The 15,336-nt window shown below is 65.8% G+C and carries 16 protein-coding genes and 1 tRNA gene; 5 read left to right on the forward strand and 12 right to left on the reverse strand.

Annotated elements, in window-relative coordinates:
• Window positions 1-77 precede the first annotated feature (77 nt).
• The 3 genes from ACOZ9V_RS16050 to ACOZ9V_RS16060 all read right to left on the reverse strand — a co-directional run bounded on the left by ACOZ9V_RS16050 (window position 78) and on the right by ACOZ9V_RS16060 (window position 2,643).
• Window positions 78-1,091 carry an inorganic phosphate transporter gene (locus ACOZ9V_RS16050; RefSeq protein WP_139468081.1) on the reverse strand — a complete coding sequence of 338 codons (1,014 nt, stop codon included), beginning with the start codon at window positions 1,089-1,091 and terminating at the stop codon, window positions 78-80.
• A 3-nt stretch (window positions 1,092-1,094) separates the two neighbouring features.
• Window positions 1,095-1,715, reverse strand: a complete 621-nt coding sequence (locus tag ACOZ9V_RS16055) for a DUF47 domain-containing protein (protein ID WP_101543807.1) — start codon at window positions 1,713-1,715, stop codon at window positions 1,095-1,097.
• 340 nt (window positions 1,716-2,055) lie between these two features.
• Entirely contained in the window at window positions 2,056-2,643 is a 588-nt protein-coding gene (locus ACOZ9V_RS16060) for a hypothetical protein (RefSeq protein WP_229663966.1), read from the reverse strand.
• Between the two features lie 175 nt (window positions 2,644-2,818).
• Between ACOZ9V_RS16060 and ACOZ9V_RS16065 the strand changes: the two genes are divergently transcribed.
• The 3 genes from ACOZ9V_RS16065 to ACOZ9V_RS16075 all read left to right on the forward strand — a co-directional run bounded on the left by ACOZ9V_RS16065 (window position 2,819) and on the right by ACOZ9V_RS16075 (window position 4,683).
• Window positions 2,819-3,757 (forward strand): hypothetical protein, encoded by a 939-nt coding sequence (locus tag ACOZ9V_RS16065; RefSeq protein ID WP_434591657.1) that lies wholly within the window; start codon window positions 2,819-2,821, stop codon window positions 3,755-3,757.
• A 143-nt stretch (window positions 3,758-3,900) separates the two neighbouring features.
• Window positions 3,901-3,973 (forward strand) — tRNA-Lys (locus tag ACOZ9V_RS16070).
• A 230-nt stretch (window positions 3,974-4,203) separates the two neighbouring features.
• Complete coding sequence (locus ACOZ9V_RS16075; protein WP_434591660.1) at window positions 4,204-4,683, forward strand: RDD family protein; 480 nt, start codon at window positions 4,204-4,206, stop codon at window positions 4,681-4,683.
• A gap of 20 nt (window positions 4,684-4,703) precedes the next feature.
• Here ACOZ9V_RS16075 and ACOZ9V_RS16080 read toward each other — a convergent pair whose 3' ends face one another.
• Complete coding sequence (locus ACOZ9V_RS16080; protein ID WP_039209588.1) at window positions 4,704-4,916, reverse strand: hypothetical protein; 213 nt, start codon at window positions 4,914-4,916, stop codon at window positions 4,704-4,706.
• A 60-nt stretch (window positions 4,917-4,976) separates the two neighbouring features.
• Entirely contained in the window at window positions 4,977-5,816 is an 840-nt protein-coding gene (locus tag ACOZ9V_RS16085) for a helix-turn-helix transcriptional regulator (RefSeq protein ID WP_434591663.1), read from the reverse strand.
• A 101-nt stretch (window positions 5,817-5,917) separates the two neighbouring features.
• Between ACOZ9V_RS16085 and ACOZ9V_RS16090 the strand changes: the two genes are divergently transcribed.
• On the forward strand, window positions 5,918-6,919 hold the full coding sequence (locus ACOZ9V_RS16090) for an aldo/keto reductase (protein WP_434591666.1): 1,002 nt from the start codon (window positions 5,918-5,920) through the stop codon (window positions 6,917-6,919).
• A gap of 14 nt (window positions 6,920-6,933) precedes the next feature.
• On the opposite strand, the gene ACOZ9V_RS16095 is transcribed toward ACOZ9V_RS16090, so the two are convergent.
• The 4 genes from ACOZ9V_RS16095 to ACOZ9V_RS16110 all read right to left on the reverse strand — a co-directional run bounded on the left by ACOZ9V_RS16095 (window position 6,934) and on the right by ACOZ9V_RS16110 (window position 10,852).
• Window positions 6,934-7,185, reverse strand: a complete 252-nt coding sequence (locus tag ACOZ9V_RS16095; protein WP_139468021.1) for a PspC domain-containing protein — start codon at window positions 7,183-7,185, stop codon at window positions 6,934-6,936.
• A 10-nt stretch (window positions 7,186-7,195) separates the two neighbouring features.
• A complete protein-coding gene (locus ACOZ9V_RS16100; protein WP_434591669.1) occupies window positions 7,196-7,693 on the reverse strand; it encodes a GNAT family N-acetyltransferase in 498 nt (165 codons plus the stop codon).
• 4 nt (window positions 7,694-7,697) lie between these two features.
• Window positions 7,698-9,005, reverse strand: coding sequence for an FAD-dependent oxidoreductase (locus tag ACOZ9V_RS16105; RefSeq protein ID WP_434591671.1), 1,308 nt, complete (start codon window positions 9,003-9,005; stop codon window positions 7,698-7,700).
• A gap of 239 nt (window positions 9,006-9,244) precedes the next feature.
• On the reverse strand, window positions 9,245-10,852 hold the full coding sequence (locus ACOZ9V_RS16110; protein WP_180345562.1) for a hypothetical protein: 1,608 nt from the start codon (window positions 10,850-10,852) through the stop codon (window positions 9,245-9,247).
• 312 nt (window positions 10,853-11,164) lie between these two features.
• Between ACOZ9V_RS16110 and ACOZ9V_RS16115 the strand changes: the two genes are divergently transcribed.
• Entirely contained in the window at window positions 11,165-11,671 is a 507-nt protein-coding gene (locus tag ACOZ9V_RS16115; RefSeq protein ID WP_434591674.1) for a GNAT family N-acetyltransferase, read from the forward strand.
• 7 nt (window positions 11,672-11,678) lie between these two features.
• Here ACOZ9V_RS16115 and ACOZ9V_RS16120 read toward each other — a convergent pair whose 3' ends face one another.
• The 3 genes from ACOZ9V_RS16120 to ACOZ9V_RS16130 are packed head-to-tail and all read right to left on the reverse strand — an operon-like array spanning window position 11,679 to window position 15,312.
• A complete protein-coding gene (locus tag ACOZ9V_RS16120; RefSeq protein ID WP_434591677.1) occupies window positions 11,679-12,758 on the reverse strand; it encodes an N-acetylglucosamine kinase in 1,080 nt (359 codons plus the stop codon).
• Window positions 12,755-13,807, reverse strand: a complete 1,053-nt coding sequence (gene murQ / locus ACOZ9V_RS16125; RefSeq protein WP_434591680.1) for an N-acetylmuramic acid 6-phosphate etherase — start codon at window positions 13,805-13,807, stop codon at window positions 12,755-12,757. Before murQ ends, ACOZ9V_RS16120 begins: the two co-directional genes overlap by 4 nt.
• A complete protein-coding gene (locus ACOZ9V_RS16130; protein ID WP_434591683.1) occupies window positions 13,804-15,312 on the reverse strand; it encodes a sodium:solute symporter in 1,509 nt (502 codons plus the stop codon). The genes murQ and ACOZ9V_RS16130 overlap by 4 nt, the downstream gene beginning before the upstream one ends.
• Window positions 15,313-15,336: the final 24 nt, after the last annotated feature.

A 15,336-nucleotide genomic window follows, 5' to 3' on the forward strand; every position in this document is an offset into this window, starting at 1 on the left:
GTCAGAGCCGAGCCCGGGCGCCTCGCGCTCCCGGGCTCGGCTCCGGCGTCAGCGAACAGCAGGAACCGGGTGGCCGGTCAGAGCCCGACGGAGGCCTTGACGATCCACCCGAGCACCACGGCCAACAGCGCGGCGGCCGGGATCGTCAGGAGCCAGACGGCGAACATCGGCACGAAGTACCGGGCTCTGGCGTGGCCCTTGCGCCCGGCGTATTGGGTGCCGAGGATCGATGATCCGAGGACGAAGGTCAGCGACACCGGAACCCGCATGATCAGGGCTGCGGTGTACATGAGGATCGTGGCCGCGCCATCGGCGATGGAGGATTTGAGGGGATCGAGGCGAACCATGCGCACGGAAAGTGTCTGGACCACTCGCCACCCGCTCAATCCGGTGCCCAGAGCCAGAGCCGCGGCGATGAGGAGGCGCACCGGCCAAGAGATGTCGACCACGGAGAGGACATCGTGCTGCTGCGTGTCGACGGCGAGAATGGCGACCATGACGAGGGCCGCGATCTTCTGCGCGTCCTGAACCCCGTGGACAAGCGACAGGGCCGCCGTGAGCACGGAGTCGACCATGCGCGCACCCCGGAAAAGCGGCTTGGGTGGAGTGGAGGCGAGCGACTTCGACAGGATGAGCGTGAGCACCCACGCGAGGATGAACCCGAGAATCGGTGAGAGCACCAGCGGCCACACCACGGAGTCCATCGCTTCACCGGTATTCACGGAGAACCCGAACACGACTCCCGCGCCGAGCAGGCCGCCGATCAGACAGTGGGTCGACGACACCGGCAGCGCGAGATAGTAGGTGAACAGGCTCCACGTCGTCGCTGCGACGAAGGCGATCAGCAGGGTGGTCAGGATGACGTCTGTCGAACCGGAGAAGAGCACGATCTGGTTGGCCACGACGATGGCGATTCCCTCACCGAGGAGCGCACCGATGAAGTTGAAGATGACGGCCAGGCTGAGCGCCCAGCCCGGTCGCATCGCACGTCCGACGACCGCGTTGCCGACGGTCAGGGCGGCATCGTGGAATCCGTTCGAGCCGGCGAAGATCACCGCGGCGATGACGACTGCCGCCAAGAGCAGCTCCACGGACTACGACTCCTTGATCGCGATGGCTGCGACGACCTTGCCGAGTTCGGTGAACCCGTGGGCGGCCCGGACGAAAGCCTGCCCGAGTTGGGACACGGCGGCCATATACGTCAGTCCCCGTTTGGAGTTCGGCACCGCGTCCGACATCCGCCACTGCAGGCTCTCGACCTGGTAGGTCAGCCGGTTGATCGCGTCGACGTAGTCCCACTGGTCGAGCTTGCCCGGCAGGCGGGTGATCATCCGCGAGGTGTGGTCAGTCTGATTCGACAGCACGGCCAGGGTCTCGGGGACGCCGGAGGGCAGCGGGTCGAAGGCTCCGGAGGCGAGAACGTATCCGACTCCGTGCAGCCGGTGGCAGATATCGCGCATGTGGTGGCTGAGCAGGTAGAGGTCGTTGCGATCGAACGGGGTGATGTAGTTCTCGCGCAGTGCGCGGAGCATCGCGCCCATGTCCTCATCGGCCCTGTCCCCGATCTCGCGGAGGCGGTCGGCGACGTCGCGTCGTTCGCTGATTTCGATTCCGGAGAGTTCGGCGAGCACCAGGTTGCACTGCCGCATCTGTGAGACGAGATCGGACAACCGCTCATAGAACACCTTGTCCTGCGGTACCCGCTTGAGCCGCATGCGCTCCTCCTGCCCGGGGCCCGGACAAGCCGGACGAATATGCATGATGCCTCAATGATATGTGCCGGACGCTGAACCGAGAGCGCCTCTCGGCGGAAGGCCGCTCGAAGCGGCTGAATTTGGAGCCCGGGGCTTCAGCGATCCAGCGTCCGGTGGCCCGAAGGCCACCCCCTACGATACTCGTTCATGCTCATGAATCCACCGCCGAGGCGGCTCTTCGTCCGTTGAGAATCTCACAGTCGATGTCGTGGTCGGGCGGGAATATCCGGTCCCTACGGGGACCACGCTCATTCGGTCGGGCGGGGCCGCCTCGGCGAGGGGATTGCCGGCGAGCTGAGGATCAGTCGAGGCCGCCTCGGCGATGGGCGACCGCAGCGTCGGACAGGTCTTGGGAGAGCTGGCGCAGGCGGACGGCGGTGTCGTGGTCGTCGGCGCCTGCCGCGCAGATGCCGACGAAGGCGGAGGCGCGCAGCAGCGCAATGACGACGTCACCGCGGAAGGCGCCGACGAGGATCTCGTCGATGGCGTGGGCCACTTCGTCGGGTCCGGCGGGCAGTTCGACGCCGGCGAGGATCTCGTCGTAGCCGATGCCCTCGGTGACGCGGCGTTGGCCGTCGGAGAACATCTCGGCGAGTTCGCGAGGTGCGGACTTGATCCATTGGCGCAGGGCGTAGAGGCGCCACAATGCGCCGGGTGCGGAGACGGCGGGAGCGGCTGACCACATCTCGGCGATGATCTCGAAGCCGATGTCATCGGCGAGTTCGACGAAGCGCCTGGTGGCAGCCTCGTCGCGGTTTCCCTCTGCATCGCCGAGCAGCAGTGCCGCGGTGGCGTGCGAGGTCTCCGAACGGGCGACGGGATCGTCGACGGCACCGACGGAGTCGAGGTCGGCCAGGGGGACGGGACGGTGGAATGCGCGCTGTGACATGGTCAGGGCAGTTTAGTCCCTGTCAGGGTGCGCGGACTAGGACGTGGAGCACATTCGGGCTTTCGCCGCACGGTCAGGTTCTGCTCCCGGGACTCACAACGGACGCTATTAAACTTGAGTCTGATTCGTGACTGCGACCGGCAGTCGCGAGTGACCGAAACGAGGAGGAACTCTCGTGGCAAAATCATCAGTGGCGAAGAAGGGTCTCGACAAGGCTGCGAAGTTGGCAGTCAATGACGATGGGACCCTCAATCCCCGCGCCCAGTCGATGTTGTCGCGTCTGCTGTCCGTGCAGCGGCCCGTCGCCCTGGCTTATGTGCGCAGTCTGCGCCGCCGGCATCCGGACGCGACCCCCGAAGAGCTCATCACGATCATTCGCCGGCACTATCTGACCCTGACGACCTCGGGCGGAGCCGCGGTCGGTGCGACCGCCGCCGTTCCGGGGTTGGGCACGACGGCCGCGCTGGGTGTCGCCAGCGTCGAGACCGCTGGCTTCCTGGAAGGCACTGCACTGTTTGCGCAGGCCATCGCAGAGATCCACGGACTGCCGGTGGCCGATGCCAAGCGGGCGAACGCCCTGGTCCTCGGCCTCATGCTGGGCAAGGACGGGAAGAACCTCATCCAGAAGTTCGGCAAGCAGAACGGCGGCGTGGAGTCGATGTTCGGCAGCTGGGGCGCCACCGTGACCAAGCAGCTGCCGGCCCCGCTGGTCGATCTGCTCGTGCGCAAGCTGCGCAAGACCTTCATCCGCAAGTTCGCCGCCCGTGCCGGCGGATCGCTGGTCGGTCGGCTGCTGCCCTTCGGCGTCGGCGCTGTCATCGGTGCCGTGGTGAATGCGCAGATGGCGCGGAAGGTCGCGGGGGAATCGAAGGAGGCCTTCGGTGCTGCGCCGACGGTCTTCCCCATCGAGACCGACCCCGAGTACGTTGCGCCGAAGAAGGATCGGAAGCTGCTCGCGGGCCTGAGCAATATCCGTGCCCTGCTCGGGAAGGTCAAGAAGAACAAGGCCATCGAGTCCGACGTCATCGAGCCCACGGATCCCGAAGAACTCGAGGCCCCTGACGGTCTGCCTCGTACGTACACCGCTGAGGATCGGCGCGGACTGGAGAAGTGAGCCGCGGAGCTTCGTCGGGAGGAAGTCGACGGACTCCCTCCCGACGGCGGTTCCTGGTTTGAGTAATTCGGGCGCGAACCTCTACTATTGGTTCGTCTCCATCATGCGTCAACAGGCCTGTGTACTGCGCTTGTGATGGGGCGGGGCCTCTAGCTCAGTTGGTAGAGCAGCGGACTTTTAATCCGCGGGTCGTGGGTTCGATCCCCACGGGGCCCACCTAGCCTGACCAGGCATGATACATGGCACCCCCGAAGCTGCGAGCTTCGGGGGTGCATCATTTTCAGCAGATTTTCAGCAGACGATTCAGTTCTCCCACCGACCGCGGACGGTCGAGAAGGGTTGTACCGGAACTGGCACAGGATGTTGCCTGACGAACACCCCCTGCGGGCCGGCAACCGCATAGAGTCGGAGTCATCGACCGGTCAGCAGCGAGAAGGATACGCACAATGAGTTCGAACTACCGCGCCCAAGCTGGGCTTGCCGTCAACGGCCCTGGTCCTTGGCGCAACCGCAGTCCGCTGACCCCGGCGCCATTGGTTCGGCGCTGGTGGGCGAGGGTCCTCGACGCGATCTTCGTCCTCTTCTGCACCGGTACGGTCGTCGGTGTCGCCATTGCCCTCGCCGGGATCAAAATCATCTCGCTCGATGCTGCTACTGGAGTTGCTCTCGCCAGCTATCCGTTGATGGCACTGGTGTTCGGAGCCCTCTACGGCTGCACCGTCTCCCCCGGCCAGGCGCTGTGCGGAGTCGTCACGCTCAAGCACAGCGGCAGACGCGTCGGATTCTGGAGGGGCACGACGCGCTATCTGGCGATCGCGTTCTTCCCGATCACGGTCGTTCTCCTCATCTGGACGATCTTCGACGCACCGACGCTGGACCTGGATCCGATCGACGTCTATTACCGCAGGGCTCCACAGGTCTGGTAGATCCGGCTCTCGGGTACGGATCACCGTCGTCGCGCGATGATGAGTCCGCGGAACGCTCCCTGGTTGGCTGCGACCTCGGCATTGGGCATTGACGTCGCAGCACCTGACCTGCGTGTTGCGATGAGCGCGTCGTCTTCACCGAGGAGGGTGTCGGTGAAGTACCTGTCGACCGCCTGCCACTCGTCGGCTGCCGGGTAGCGGTTAGCCGGTGCGGAGGATTCGCTTTCGCTCATGCCTTCATTCTTGCGCATCGGTCGGCAGTGCTCCCCGCGAGTGCTGACTCGGTCCGCACCTCACCCCGAGGCCAGAGTCTGTGTCCCGACGACGCCGAGCAGCTCCAAACGACCCGCTGTCTCGGTGCCTTCGAGAGGCAAGAAGACAAGCAGCGAGATGTCATCGTCGGGAGTGAGAAGCACCTCGCACCGGAAATCGAGTCGACCGACGTCCTTGTGGGCGATCGCTTTGATGTCGGAATGGCGAACCGCGACGTCGTGCCGCTCCCACAGTCCGGCGAACTCCTCGCTGATGTCGATGAGGTCGGCGATGAACTCCCGCACGCGCCGGTCACCCGACCGCTTGGCGTATGTCGCCCGCAGATCGCTCACATGTGTCGCCGAGATCCTGTCCCAGTCCTCTTCGGGCATCGGCCGTGACTCCGGGTCCTCGAACCACTTCCAGATCAGATTCCTCTCACGTCCCGGCTCCTCCGGCAGATCGCCGAACAGAGCACGCCCCGTCGGGTTCCGCCAGACGACCTCGCCGAGGTCGGTGACAATGACGGCCGGCACATCGACGAGCCGATTCGCCACGGCGATGAGCCCGGGCCGAATATGCCCGTCCGAACTGCGCGGCGGGACCGGGTGTCCTGCGAGATGCAGCAGGTGATCGCGCTGGTCCCGGTCGCACTGCAGCGCACGGGCGACGGCGCTGACGACTCCGGCCGACGGCGTCGCTCCTCTGCCCTGTTCGAGGCGGGAGTAGTAGTCGACGGAGACGCCCGCGAGCATCGCCACTTCCTCACATCTGAGTCCCGGCGTGCGCCGGCGAACCGTGGTGCCCACACCGACGTCTTCGGGTCGCAGGCTCTCGCGGCGACGGCGGAGGAAATCGGCGAGGCCCGAACGATCAGTCATCGCCCCATTATCTGCCTGCTGCCCGACAGTAGCCAGGGACAACTTGTCCCTGGACCGACAGTGCATTCTCACCGGCGCTCAATGCGAGCAGACTCATTGACATGACTATTGAAAACAACTCGCAGACCATCGACCATCGCCGACTGGGCACCGCAGGACCCATCGTCACATCGCCCGGCCTCGGCGCAATGAGTATGTCCGGTGCCTACGGCCCGACCTCTGACGCTGAGGGAATCGCCGCCATCCACACCTACCTCGACGCCGGAGGCACCCTCATCGACACCGGCGATTTCTACGGAGCAGGCCACAACGAGATGCTCATCGGCCGTGCGCTGAGCCAGCGCAGCCGTGACGACGTCATCCTCTCGGTCAAGTTCGGGGCCGTGCTCTCACCTGACGGATCCTTCATCGGCTTCGACTCGCGCCCCGATGCAATCCGAAACTCCTTTGCCTACTCGCTGCGACGTCTCGGCGCAGATCATGTCGACGTCTACCGGCCGGCACGCCTTGACCCGAATATCCCTATCGAAGAGACCGTGGGGGCTATCGCCGAACTCGTCGAGGCCGGGTACGTCCGGTCGATCGGATTGAGCGAGGTCAGTGCGGAGACGATCCGCAGGGCGGCAACGGTCGCTCCGATCAGCGACCTGCAGATCGAGTACTCGCTGCTCACCCGTTCCATCGAGTCCAATGGGATCCTGGCCGCCTGCCGCGAGCTCGGAATCGGCATCACTGCTTACGGGGCGCTGGCGAAGGGACTGTTCGCGGGCAAGACCGGCGGGAATCGAGCGATGTTCCCCCGCTTCCAAGGGGAGAACCTCGAACACAACGAAACGATCATATCGGCATTGGGTTCGGTCGCCTCGGCGAAGGGGATCACGCTGCCCCAGCTGGCGATCGCCTGGGTCGCAGCACAGGGTGAGGACATCGTCCCCGTCGTCGGTTCGCGCACCGTCCAGCAGGTACGAGCGACACTGAGCAGCACCGAGGTGGAGCTGAGTTCAGTTGATCTCGCAGAGATCGACGAGGTCCTCTCCAGAACCGAGGTACGTGGCGATCGCTACCCGAGTGCGCTTATGGCGCAGCTGGACAGCGAACGCTGATCAGCTCAGGCGTGTCACTCGATCGAGCGACCGCCGAAGACCTGCTGCAGCGGGATCGAATTGTCCTGCCACGGAGTGAGGATCCACGCGACGAGGTAAGCGCCGATTCCGAGTACGGGGAGGAGGAACGAGGCGAGGACGATGAGCCGCATGATCCAGACGTTGATGCCGGTTACCTCGGCGAGGCCCCCGGCAATACCGCCGAGGATGCGGTCGGGACCGCGACGGAAACCGATTCTGCGGATGGAGTCGAATAGTGAGTTCATGTCGTCGACTCTACGGATCTGCCGTCACCGCGGCACTAGTGCTGACCGTCGAGGCCGATTGAGGAAAACCGGAATCCGCGCCGATCCAATAACGCCGCTTCGGCGGTCCGTCACTGTTTTCGCGCACGTCTTCGAGGACTCCCCCGCACCGTTCGATCACGCTTGCCGAGGCGATGTTCGTGTCATCGCACGTGACGAGCACGCTCTCGACTCCGGCCGATCGCAGACGTTCGACCGAGCGGGACAGGATCTGCTGGGCGTATCCTCGGCGACGGAATTCCGGGGCGACTGCATATCCGACGTGCCCGCCGAGATCGAACAGGAAGTCGTTGAGTTCGTATCGGATGGAGGTGCGACCCACGGGCCGCCCGTCCACCTCGGCGACGAGGAATTCCGCGCGCACTCGTCCCGGTGGGAGATCGATTCCGCGGGCCTCGCGCTCGTGGGTGGCGATGATGTCGTCCCATGTGCCCTCGGCTTGGAGGAATGCGAAGTCGTCGGCGCGCAACTGCTCATGGTGCTCCTTCGAATGCCGGTTCCTCGCGTCGCGCGAAATCGGGGGCGTGTTCCGCGGTGATTCCCATGCCGAGGATACGCGCCGGCACCACGGTGAGCGCGGGGAAGGTCCTCAGCAGCCATTCCAACGGCGCCGGCGGGCGGACGTCGCCGCCGTGGCGCACGACGGGTTCGATCATCCGGTGGATGCCGCCCTGCAGCAGTTCGACGGCCTTCGTCGTCAACAGGCGTCTGCGTTGGACCCGTCGCAGCTGCCGTATCGGCACTTCGCCGGTGCGCAGCGAGTCGGCGAGCAGTCGAGCCGTGGCCATGCCGTCCTGGACTGCGAGGTTGACGCCGACACCGCCGAGTGGACTCATCGCGTGCACCGCGTCGCCGATACACAGCAGACCGTCGACGAACCACCTCGGTGCCTCGTTTCGACGTACGTCGAGCAGCTTCACCTCGTCCATCTCGATTCCAGCGACATCCTCGGCGAGGGCGGGGAAGGTTCCGGCTACCGCGCTGCGGAGCGCCTCGACGCCCTCCGCCCGGAATCGTGCGTCCTCACCCTTCGGAATGAGCCTGGCGATCTGCACGTGCCCGTCCCGCGGAATCGCGACGAAGACGCTGCCGTCGTGCGAGCGGGGTGCCACGGAATCGGGGAGCTCCGCCTCGGTGTCGATCCGGAACCACCACACGTCGATCCCGGAATGCAGTTCGCGGACCGGCAGTCGCGCCTCCTCCCGTGCCTTCGACCAGCGACCGTCGGCGGCCACGACAAGTGGCGCCCGGAACTCGATCTCGCCGTCGACCCCGCCCGTGCGGACGCCGATGACACGGTCGCCCTCCCAGACCAGAGACGACATCTCTGTGCCCATCCGCAGGTCGAATCCCGGTTCGTCTTCTCCCGCCTCGGCGAGCAGGTTGAGGAAGTCCCACTGCGGTGCGATGGTCATGAAAGGGTGCGCGGTGTTCAGCCGCGACAGGTCGCCGAGGACGAAATCCTCACCCTTCCGATCCTGGAGGCTGATATTGCTCACTCGACGGTGGGTGATGCGGGCGAACCGGTGGTAGAGGCCCAGCTCCTCGAGGAGACGCAGAGTGGACGGGTGGATGGTGTCACCGCGGAAGTCGCGGAAGAAATCCTCGTGCTTCTCGAGCACCACGACCTTCACTCCGCCACGGGCGAGCAGCAGGCCGGCCACGATTCCAGCAGGCCCGCCTCCGCCGATGATGCAGTCGAAATGCTCGGTGTCGGTGCGGGCAGTGTGTGGGGTGTCGGTGTCGGTGCGGGCAGTGTGTGGGGTGTCGGTGTCGGCCATGACACTCTCCTCGGCTCGACGGCACCGCGGCTCCGGGAACCGGCGGCACCGTTGACTCTGTGAACGCTGGGGCTCAGTTCCCAGCGTAGACCTCGCACCGGGCGACGGAAATAGGGTATGCGCTCCGGCCAGCCGACCGACCGCCTCGGCGACGGAGGTGACAACTGGTTCAAAGTGCAGGAGAGGAGCCTGAAATCCGGGCACTCACACTTTGAACCAGTTGATTTGCCGGCACCTGGTCAGTTGGAGCGTCCGCCGGCCATCTTCTCGGTGACGTCGAAGCGTTCGCGGTAGCGGCCGGTGAGCAGGCACCACTGCGAGTACAGCGCGGTCGAGGAATTGAATACGAGCAGCGTGAGCGGATAGAGCAGCCACTGCAGCCACATCGTCACGCGGCGTTCGCGCGGGACGTGGATCGGCCGAGGGGGCAGCAGCGCGTTGAACACGATGATGGAGACGATGAGTCCGATCATGCCGATCTGCTGAATGATGCCCACGGTCATCGGCATGCGCTCGACCAACGAGGATGCCTGCCCCGTCTGCGTGGCCACGACGAAGGGGATCCACCCGCCGATGGCGATGATGATCGAGATCGAGGCGAGACTGACGTGCCCTTCGAGCAGGGAGAAGAACCGGAGCACTCCCGGCCAGAACGGTACGCGGGCTCCTGGGGCGAAGACGCGCACTCCGACATAGGGCACGTCGGAGGCACCGTACGACCAGCGGCTGAGCTGTTTGAACTGGGCGACCATCGTGGCCTTGAACGTTCCTGCCTGCACAGCGTCCTGGAAGATCGGGACGTGGATGGGTACGACCCGGTAGTCCCCGTCGAAGTGGAACCAGCTGCGCCAGTACTGGTGACCGTCCTCGACGATGGTCCGCTTCGACCAGAAGCCCATGTCGACCAGAGCGGTCAGCGGCTGCGCGTGGGAGGCGAAGTTGCGCAGTGCGAGCCTGCGGACAGTGGTCGTGAGATTCCAGAAGCAGTTCGCGCTGGCGACTACTCGCGATGGTGCGGGCACGTCCCAGATGTTCGTGATGTAGAGACTGATCGGCTGGAACGACAGACGCTCCCGGTCCGGCGCGGTCGCATATTCGTAGGCGACACAGTCGAAGTAGGACTCGTGCGGGATGTTGTCGCAGTCGAGGCTCGTGACGATCACCAGGCGTGGGTCGATGGCCTCGTCACGGACCCATTCGGCCAGGTGGTATCCGGCGTACGTGATGTTCGCTCCCTTGCCGGCGATCTCGTCGGGCAATCCGGCCGGATGTTCGACGAGGACGAAGGCCCCGAAGCGGTGGCCGTACTCGGCTTCGAGCCGCCGAGCTGTCTCGGCCATTGCGGGGCCGCCGCGTTCCTCATGAGCGAAGAAGACGAGGAGCTGTTCGGGCTTCGTCGAGGTGTGCAGCAGGGTGCGGATGGTGTCGGCGATGACTGGGTAGGGCTCGTTGTACGCGGCCACGACGACCGCGTGGCGCAGGGTCGATGGACGCATGATCGAGGTCGGATCGGCGCTGACTTTCGCGACGAGGGCGGCGTGGTCGGCAGCACGGAATCCACCCCGAGGATGCGCCAGGGAAGGGCGACCGTCCAGGGCCCGCTCGAGGTCGGTCAGGCGTGCCGCCCAGTCGACGCGAGCGCTGCGTCGGTAGCGAAGGAACCCGCGGGCGACGTCGATCGCCCCGAGCATCGCCCGGACGAACATCAGCCCGACGATCGAGAGCACATAGACCGCTCCGAGCATCGCGTCGACGAACGGGAGGACGAACACGAGCCCGACCGCGGTGAAGCTGATCGCCGCCGGCAGGGCTTCGAAGAATCGGTACAGCCGGGTACGCGGGCCCATCGGCAGCTCGAGGCCGGAGGGCGGTGGTGCCGTCGGCTCGAACGAGAAGGCTCCCCTGCCGGAGCTCCGAGGACCGGGTGGTGACGGCCGGAGCGGTTGAGGAAGTGGGTGGCCGGAGGTTGGCGATTCGACGGAGGTGACTGGTTCGCGGTTCGCTCTCACTCTCTCGATCCTGGGTGCCCCGGCTGGACAGCTGTTTGTCGGCAGATGCAGGTCAGGTGAATATTTCGTGCCGGGGACCGGAGCTCCAGCTTGTGTTGTGAATGGTCGTAGGCCCGGCGAACGATCGGCACCCGGGGGTAGAGTCGGTTCATGACACTTGAAGTCCGCCCCGCAGTCATTGCCGACGTCGCCGGAATGGCGCGCGTCCACGTCGACACCTGGAGTGAGACCTACCGCGGGATCATGCCCGACGAACTCCTCGATGCTCCCGACCTCATCGATCGACGCCGACAGATGTGGACGCAGATCCTCGACGAGGCTGCTCCGTCGAAGTACACCTGCGCCGTCGCCGAATCCGATGGCCGGATCGTCGGCATTGCAATGTGCGGACCGCCGGAAACCGACGGAAGCGTCGAAGACCGGCACCTCTACGTTCTCTACGCCTATCGAGCCATGCACGGCACGGGCGTCGGCCAGGATCTCTTCGACGCCGTCATCGACCCGTCCGTGACGACTGCGTTGTGGGTGGCGGATCCGAATCCCCGCGCCCAGGCGTTCTACTCAAAGAACGGGTTCGTCCCCGACGGCACGGTCAAGACCGACGAGTACGACGGGGTGCGCGAGGTGCGGATGGTGCGGCAGGCCAGGGGCGACTGACGCCCAATCAGGTCCAGAGGACCTTGTCCTGTGCGCCCAGTGTCCCACCGGCACCGAGGTGACCGAGCGTGAGTGCCCCATCCAATGGTCCGCCTGCGGGCTCGACGATGGTGATGGTCGGATCCAGTCGTGCGGCTTCGGCGCGGAATCCCTCGACGAGGTGATCGCCGGCGGCCGCGACTCCCCCGGTGAGAGCGATGCGGGTCGCGGAGTTGGAAGTGGGAAAGGCCTCGGTGGCTACCGTTGACGAGTCAGTGTCAGTTCGCACGGAACGAGCTGCGGCGAGCGCGCTGCGGGCCGCTTCCTGACCAGCTTCACGGAGCAGGTCGGCAGATGCTGTGTCGCCGGCCCGGGCACAATCAGCGACGTCGACGGCGAATTCGGCGAGGAGTCCGGCCCGGTCGCTGCGGGTATAGAACTGTGCCGGCCACGAGGCGGGTGGGCCGAAGCGTCGGGTGGCTGCCTCGAGCAAAGCACGGCCGTGTTCGTCGATTCCGTCTTGAGTGCGCAAAGCGAGTTCGAGACCATGACGTCCCAGCCACGCTCCTCCCCCGCGATCGCCGAAGAGGTGTCCCCAGCCATCGGCTCGTGACCAGTCTGCTGTCCATTTGCCGTCAGCGTCCGGACCCGGATGGGCGATGGCGATCGCCCCGGTGCCGAGCACACTGATCGCCCCACCGGCCCCACCGAGAGCACCGAGGTGGGCGGTCACGGCATCGATCGCGGCGACTGCGGGCACCCCGACCTCGCCGGAGATCTCGGCGAGAACGTCGGACGGATCCTCAGCGAGGGAGGCGATGCCGGTCGCACCGATTCCGATGCCGCTGACCTCGGGGAAACGTTCGGGCCAGGTCTCCGCGGCCGTTCTCACGAGTTCGCGGACGACGTGAAGGACGTTGCTGCCGCTCGGCCCGATCTCGATCCGCGGGCCGGTGAGTTGGTCGATGCTGCGTGGGACGAAGCCCCCGCCGTCAGCGATGCCCGGTCTGCTAACAGCATTGCCACGATGGTCAGTTGCATCGCCAACGTCACCGAGCGCGGCTCGGCTGCCGGTGCCGCCGATGTCGATGCCGAGGATCAGGGTCATGCGCCCACGGTACCCGGGCCGGAACCTTCCGAGTCCGTACCGTCGTCCGAGCCGACCGGTTTCTTCGTCCCGACAAGCTCGGCGATCGCGGCCCTGACCGAACCATCATGGGACTCCAGAGTCGACGCTGCCAGGGCGGGGGCCGCCTCGGTGAAGGAGACGACGATAGCGGTCTTGAGATCGCCATCGCAGCTCTCGAGCAGAGCTCGCGCGTCGGCGTCTCCCAGGTCGGCGGCCTCGCGGAGGATGCGCACAGTGCGCTCGCGCAGCTTCGCGTTCGTCGCGACGACGGAGACCATGAGGTTGTCCCAGGTCCGGCCGAGAGCGACCATGAGCGCGGTCGAGAACCCGTTGAGGGTGAGCTTCTGGGCAGTGCCGGCCTTGAGCCTGGTCGATCCGGTGATCACTTCGGGGCCGGTGTCGAGCACGATGTGGTCATCGGCTTTCTCCGCCAGAGAGGCGTACGGGTTGTTCGAGATGAGCACAGCGTGGGCGCCGTTGGCCCGCGCCGCGTCGAGCGCCCCGCCGACGTACGGGGTCGACCCGCTCGCGGCGATGCCGATGGCCACATCGTCGGGTCCGAGCTCGGCACCGGCCACGGTTCCGTCGGCCCCGGAGTCCTCGGCGTTCTCCACCGCATTGACCAATGCCGCCTGACCACCGGCGATATGCCCGATGACCCGGCCCGGTTCGAGGTTGAACGTCGGCAGGAGCTCGCTCGCATCGAGGACGCCCAGCCTCCCCGAGGTGCCTGCGCCGAAGTAGTGGACGCGGCCGCCTCGGCGCATGCGGTCAGCGGCAATGTCGACGAGTTCGGCCAGCTGCGGCAGGGCTGCGGCCACCGCGTCGATGACGGCGTGGTCTTCGGCGTTGAGGACCTTGAGCACCCCGAGGGTGTCGAGGTCGTCGAGGCCGGAGCTGGCCGGATTGCGCTGCTCGGTCGGCGACAGCGGCCGGCCGGCCGCCGGCGGTGCCGTTTCAGACGTCGGCGGGTTCGGTTCCGACGTCGGCGAGGTCGGGCGGGCTGAGCCCGGCTGGGAGGAGGTCATGGACGGGGGCTTCCTTCCGCCTCGGCGATGGTGGGCTCTTCGACTTTGGTCTTGTGGCGCAGACCCAGCAGGCCACCGACGATGAAGGTGACGATGACGCCGAGCAGCGGGTACCACTGCCACGCCACCCACACTTCGCCGGTGACGTACTTCTCCATGACGAAGAAGAACGCGTTGACGGCCACGGCCAGGGCGAAGGCGATGTTCGCGTCGACGGCCCTAGCCCGCTTGTTGACGATGCCGAAGACGAACGCGCCGAGCAGACCGCCGTACGTGATACCGGCGATGCCGAGCGCGAGGATGACGATGTTGCCCGAGTCGGATTCGAAGACCGTGGCCGGCAGGATGAACGCGATCCCCCAGCCGATCGTCGCCCAGCGACCGACCCTGAATCCCTGTTCGTCGGTCATCGGGGTGCGCTTGAGCTTCGCGTAGACGTCGTTGACCGTCGACGACGACAGGGCCGACAGCGACGACGACAGCGTCGACATCGCGGCAGCGAGGATACCGGCCAGCAGCAGTCCGGAGATTCCCGTGGGCAGTCCTTCGATGATGAACAGCGGGAAGATCTCGTCGTCGCGAGTCAGGCCGAGGTCCGCAGGCAGTGCGTGATCGTAGTACGCCCAGAGAGCCAGACCGACGGCGAGGAAGATCGCGAACTGGACGACCACGACGAATCCGGAGGTGATGAGAGCCTTCTGCGCCTCGAGCTTCGACCGGCACGACAGCAGGCGCTGAACGATGAGCTGATCGGAACCGTGGGAGGCCATCGCGAACACGGCGCCGCCGAGCACCGACGGGATGAACGAGGTGTCCGCAGAGATCGGGTTGCCCTCGAAGACGAAGATGTTCGTCTTTCCGGCCTCGACCGCCTCGGCGAGCCATCCGCCGCCGATCGATGCGGAGATGATGATGATCGCGAGAATCCCGCCGAGGACGTAGAGGATCATCTGCGCGACATCGACCCAGACGACGGCCTTGATGCCGCCGATGAACGTGTACACGATCGTCACAAGCGAGAGGACGACGATGATGACGAAGTAGTTCGTGTGGATGCCGAGCCCGTCGAGGATGACCTTGAGCGGGATGGCCGCGGCGAGCACGCGGATGCCGTCGGCGAGCAGTCGGGTGAAGAGGAAGGTCACGCCGGCCGTGGTCTGCGTCGACTGGCCGAAACGTTTGCCCAGGTAGGCGTACGCGGTGATCATCTCACCGTCGTAGTAGCGCGGCAGCATGAAGTAGGCGACGATGACGCGGCCGAGGATGTAGCCGAGTCCGAGCTGCAGGTAGTTGAGGTCGCCGAGGTAGCTCATGACGGGGATGCCGATGACGGTGAGCGCGCTCGTCTCGGTGGCGACGACGGACAGGCAGACGGCCCACCACGGCAGGTCGCGCCCGCCGAGGAAGTAGCCCTTGAGGCTGCTCTGTTTGCCGCTCAGTGCCAGTCCCAGCCACGCCGTTGCGACGAGATAGGCGATGATCACCAGGAGGTCGATGATCTGCATTGGTCTCTCCTTGTTGGGGGTGTG

Source organism: Brevibacterium sp. 1718 (assembly GCF_051131255.1).
Taxonomy (GTDB): domain Bacteria; phylum Actinomycetota; class Actinomycetes; order Actinomycetales; family Brevibacteriaceae; genus Brevibacterium; species Brevibacterium sediminis.

What these genes read in the sequence shown, in the direction of transcription:
- ACOZ9V_RS16120 (WP_434591677.1), bottom strand. Translation starts at nt 12,758, where the DNA reads ATGACCCTGATCCTCGGCATCGACATCGGCGGCACCGGCAGCCGAGCC.
- ACOZ9V_RS16080 (WP_039209588.1), bottom strand. Translation starts at nt 4,916, where the DNA reads ATGAGCGAAAGCGAATCCTCCGCACCGGCTAACCGCTACCCGGCAGCC.
- ACOZ9V_RS16130 (WP_434591683.1), bottom strand. Translation starts at nt 15,312, where the DNA reads ATGCAGATCATCGACCTCCTGGTGATCATCGCCTATCTCGTCGCAACG.
- ACOZ9V_RS16110 (WP_180345562.1), bottom strand. Translation starts at nt 10,852, where the DNA reads ATGGGCCCGCGTACCCGGCTGTACCGATTCTTCGAAGCCCTGCCGGCG.
- murQ (WP_434591680.1), bottom strand. Translation starts at nt 13,807, where the DNA reads ATGACCTCCTCCCAGCCGGGCTCAGCCCGCCCGACCTCGCCGACGTCG.
- ACOZ9V_RS16060 (WP_229663966.1), bottom strand. Translation starts at nt 2,643, where the DNA reads ATGTCACAGCGCGCATTCCACCGTCCCGTCCCCCTGGCCGACCTCGAC.
- ACOZ9V_RS16075 (WP_434591660.1), top strand. Translation starts at nt 4,204, where the DNA reads ATGAGTTCGAACTACCGCGCCCAAGCTGGGCTTGCCGTCAACGGCCCT.
- ACOZ9V_RS16085 (WP_434591663.1), bottom strand. Translation starts at nt 5,816, where the DNA reads ATGACTGATCGTTCGGGCCTCGCCGATTTCCTCCGCCGTCGCCGCGAG.
- ACOZ9V_RS16115 (WP_434591674.1), top strand. Translation starts at nt 11,165, where the DNA reads ATGACACTTGAAGTCCGCCCCGCAGTCATTGCCGACGTCGCCGGAATG.
- ACOZ9V_RS16105 (WP_434591671.1), bottom strand. Translation starts at nt 9,005, where the DNA reads ATGGCCGACACCGACACCCCACACACTGCCCGCACCGACACCGACACC.
- ACOZ9V_RS16095 (WP_139468021.1), bottom strand. Translation starts at nt 7,185, where the DNA reads ATGAACTCACTATTCGACTCCATCCGCAGAATCGGTTTCCGTCGCGGT.
- ACOZ9V_RS16090 (WP_434591666.1), top strand. Translation starts at nt 5,918, where the DNA reads ATGACTATTGAAAACAACTCGCAGACCATCGACCATCGCCGACTGGGC.
- ACOZ9V_RS16055 (WP_101543807.1), bottom strand. Translation starts at nt 1,715, where the DNA reads ATGCGGCTCAAGCGGGTACCGCAGGACAAGGTGTTCTATGAGCGGTTG.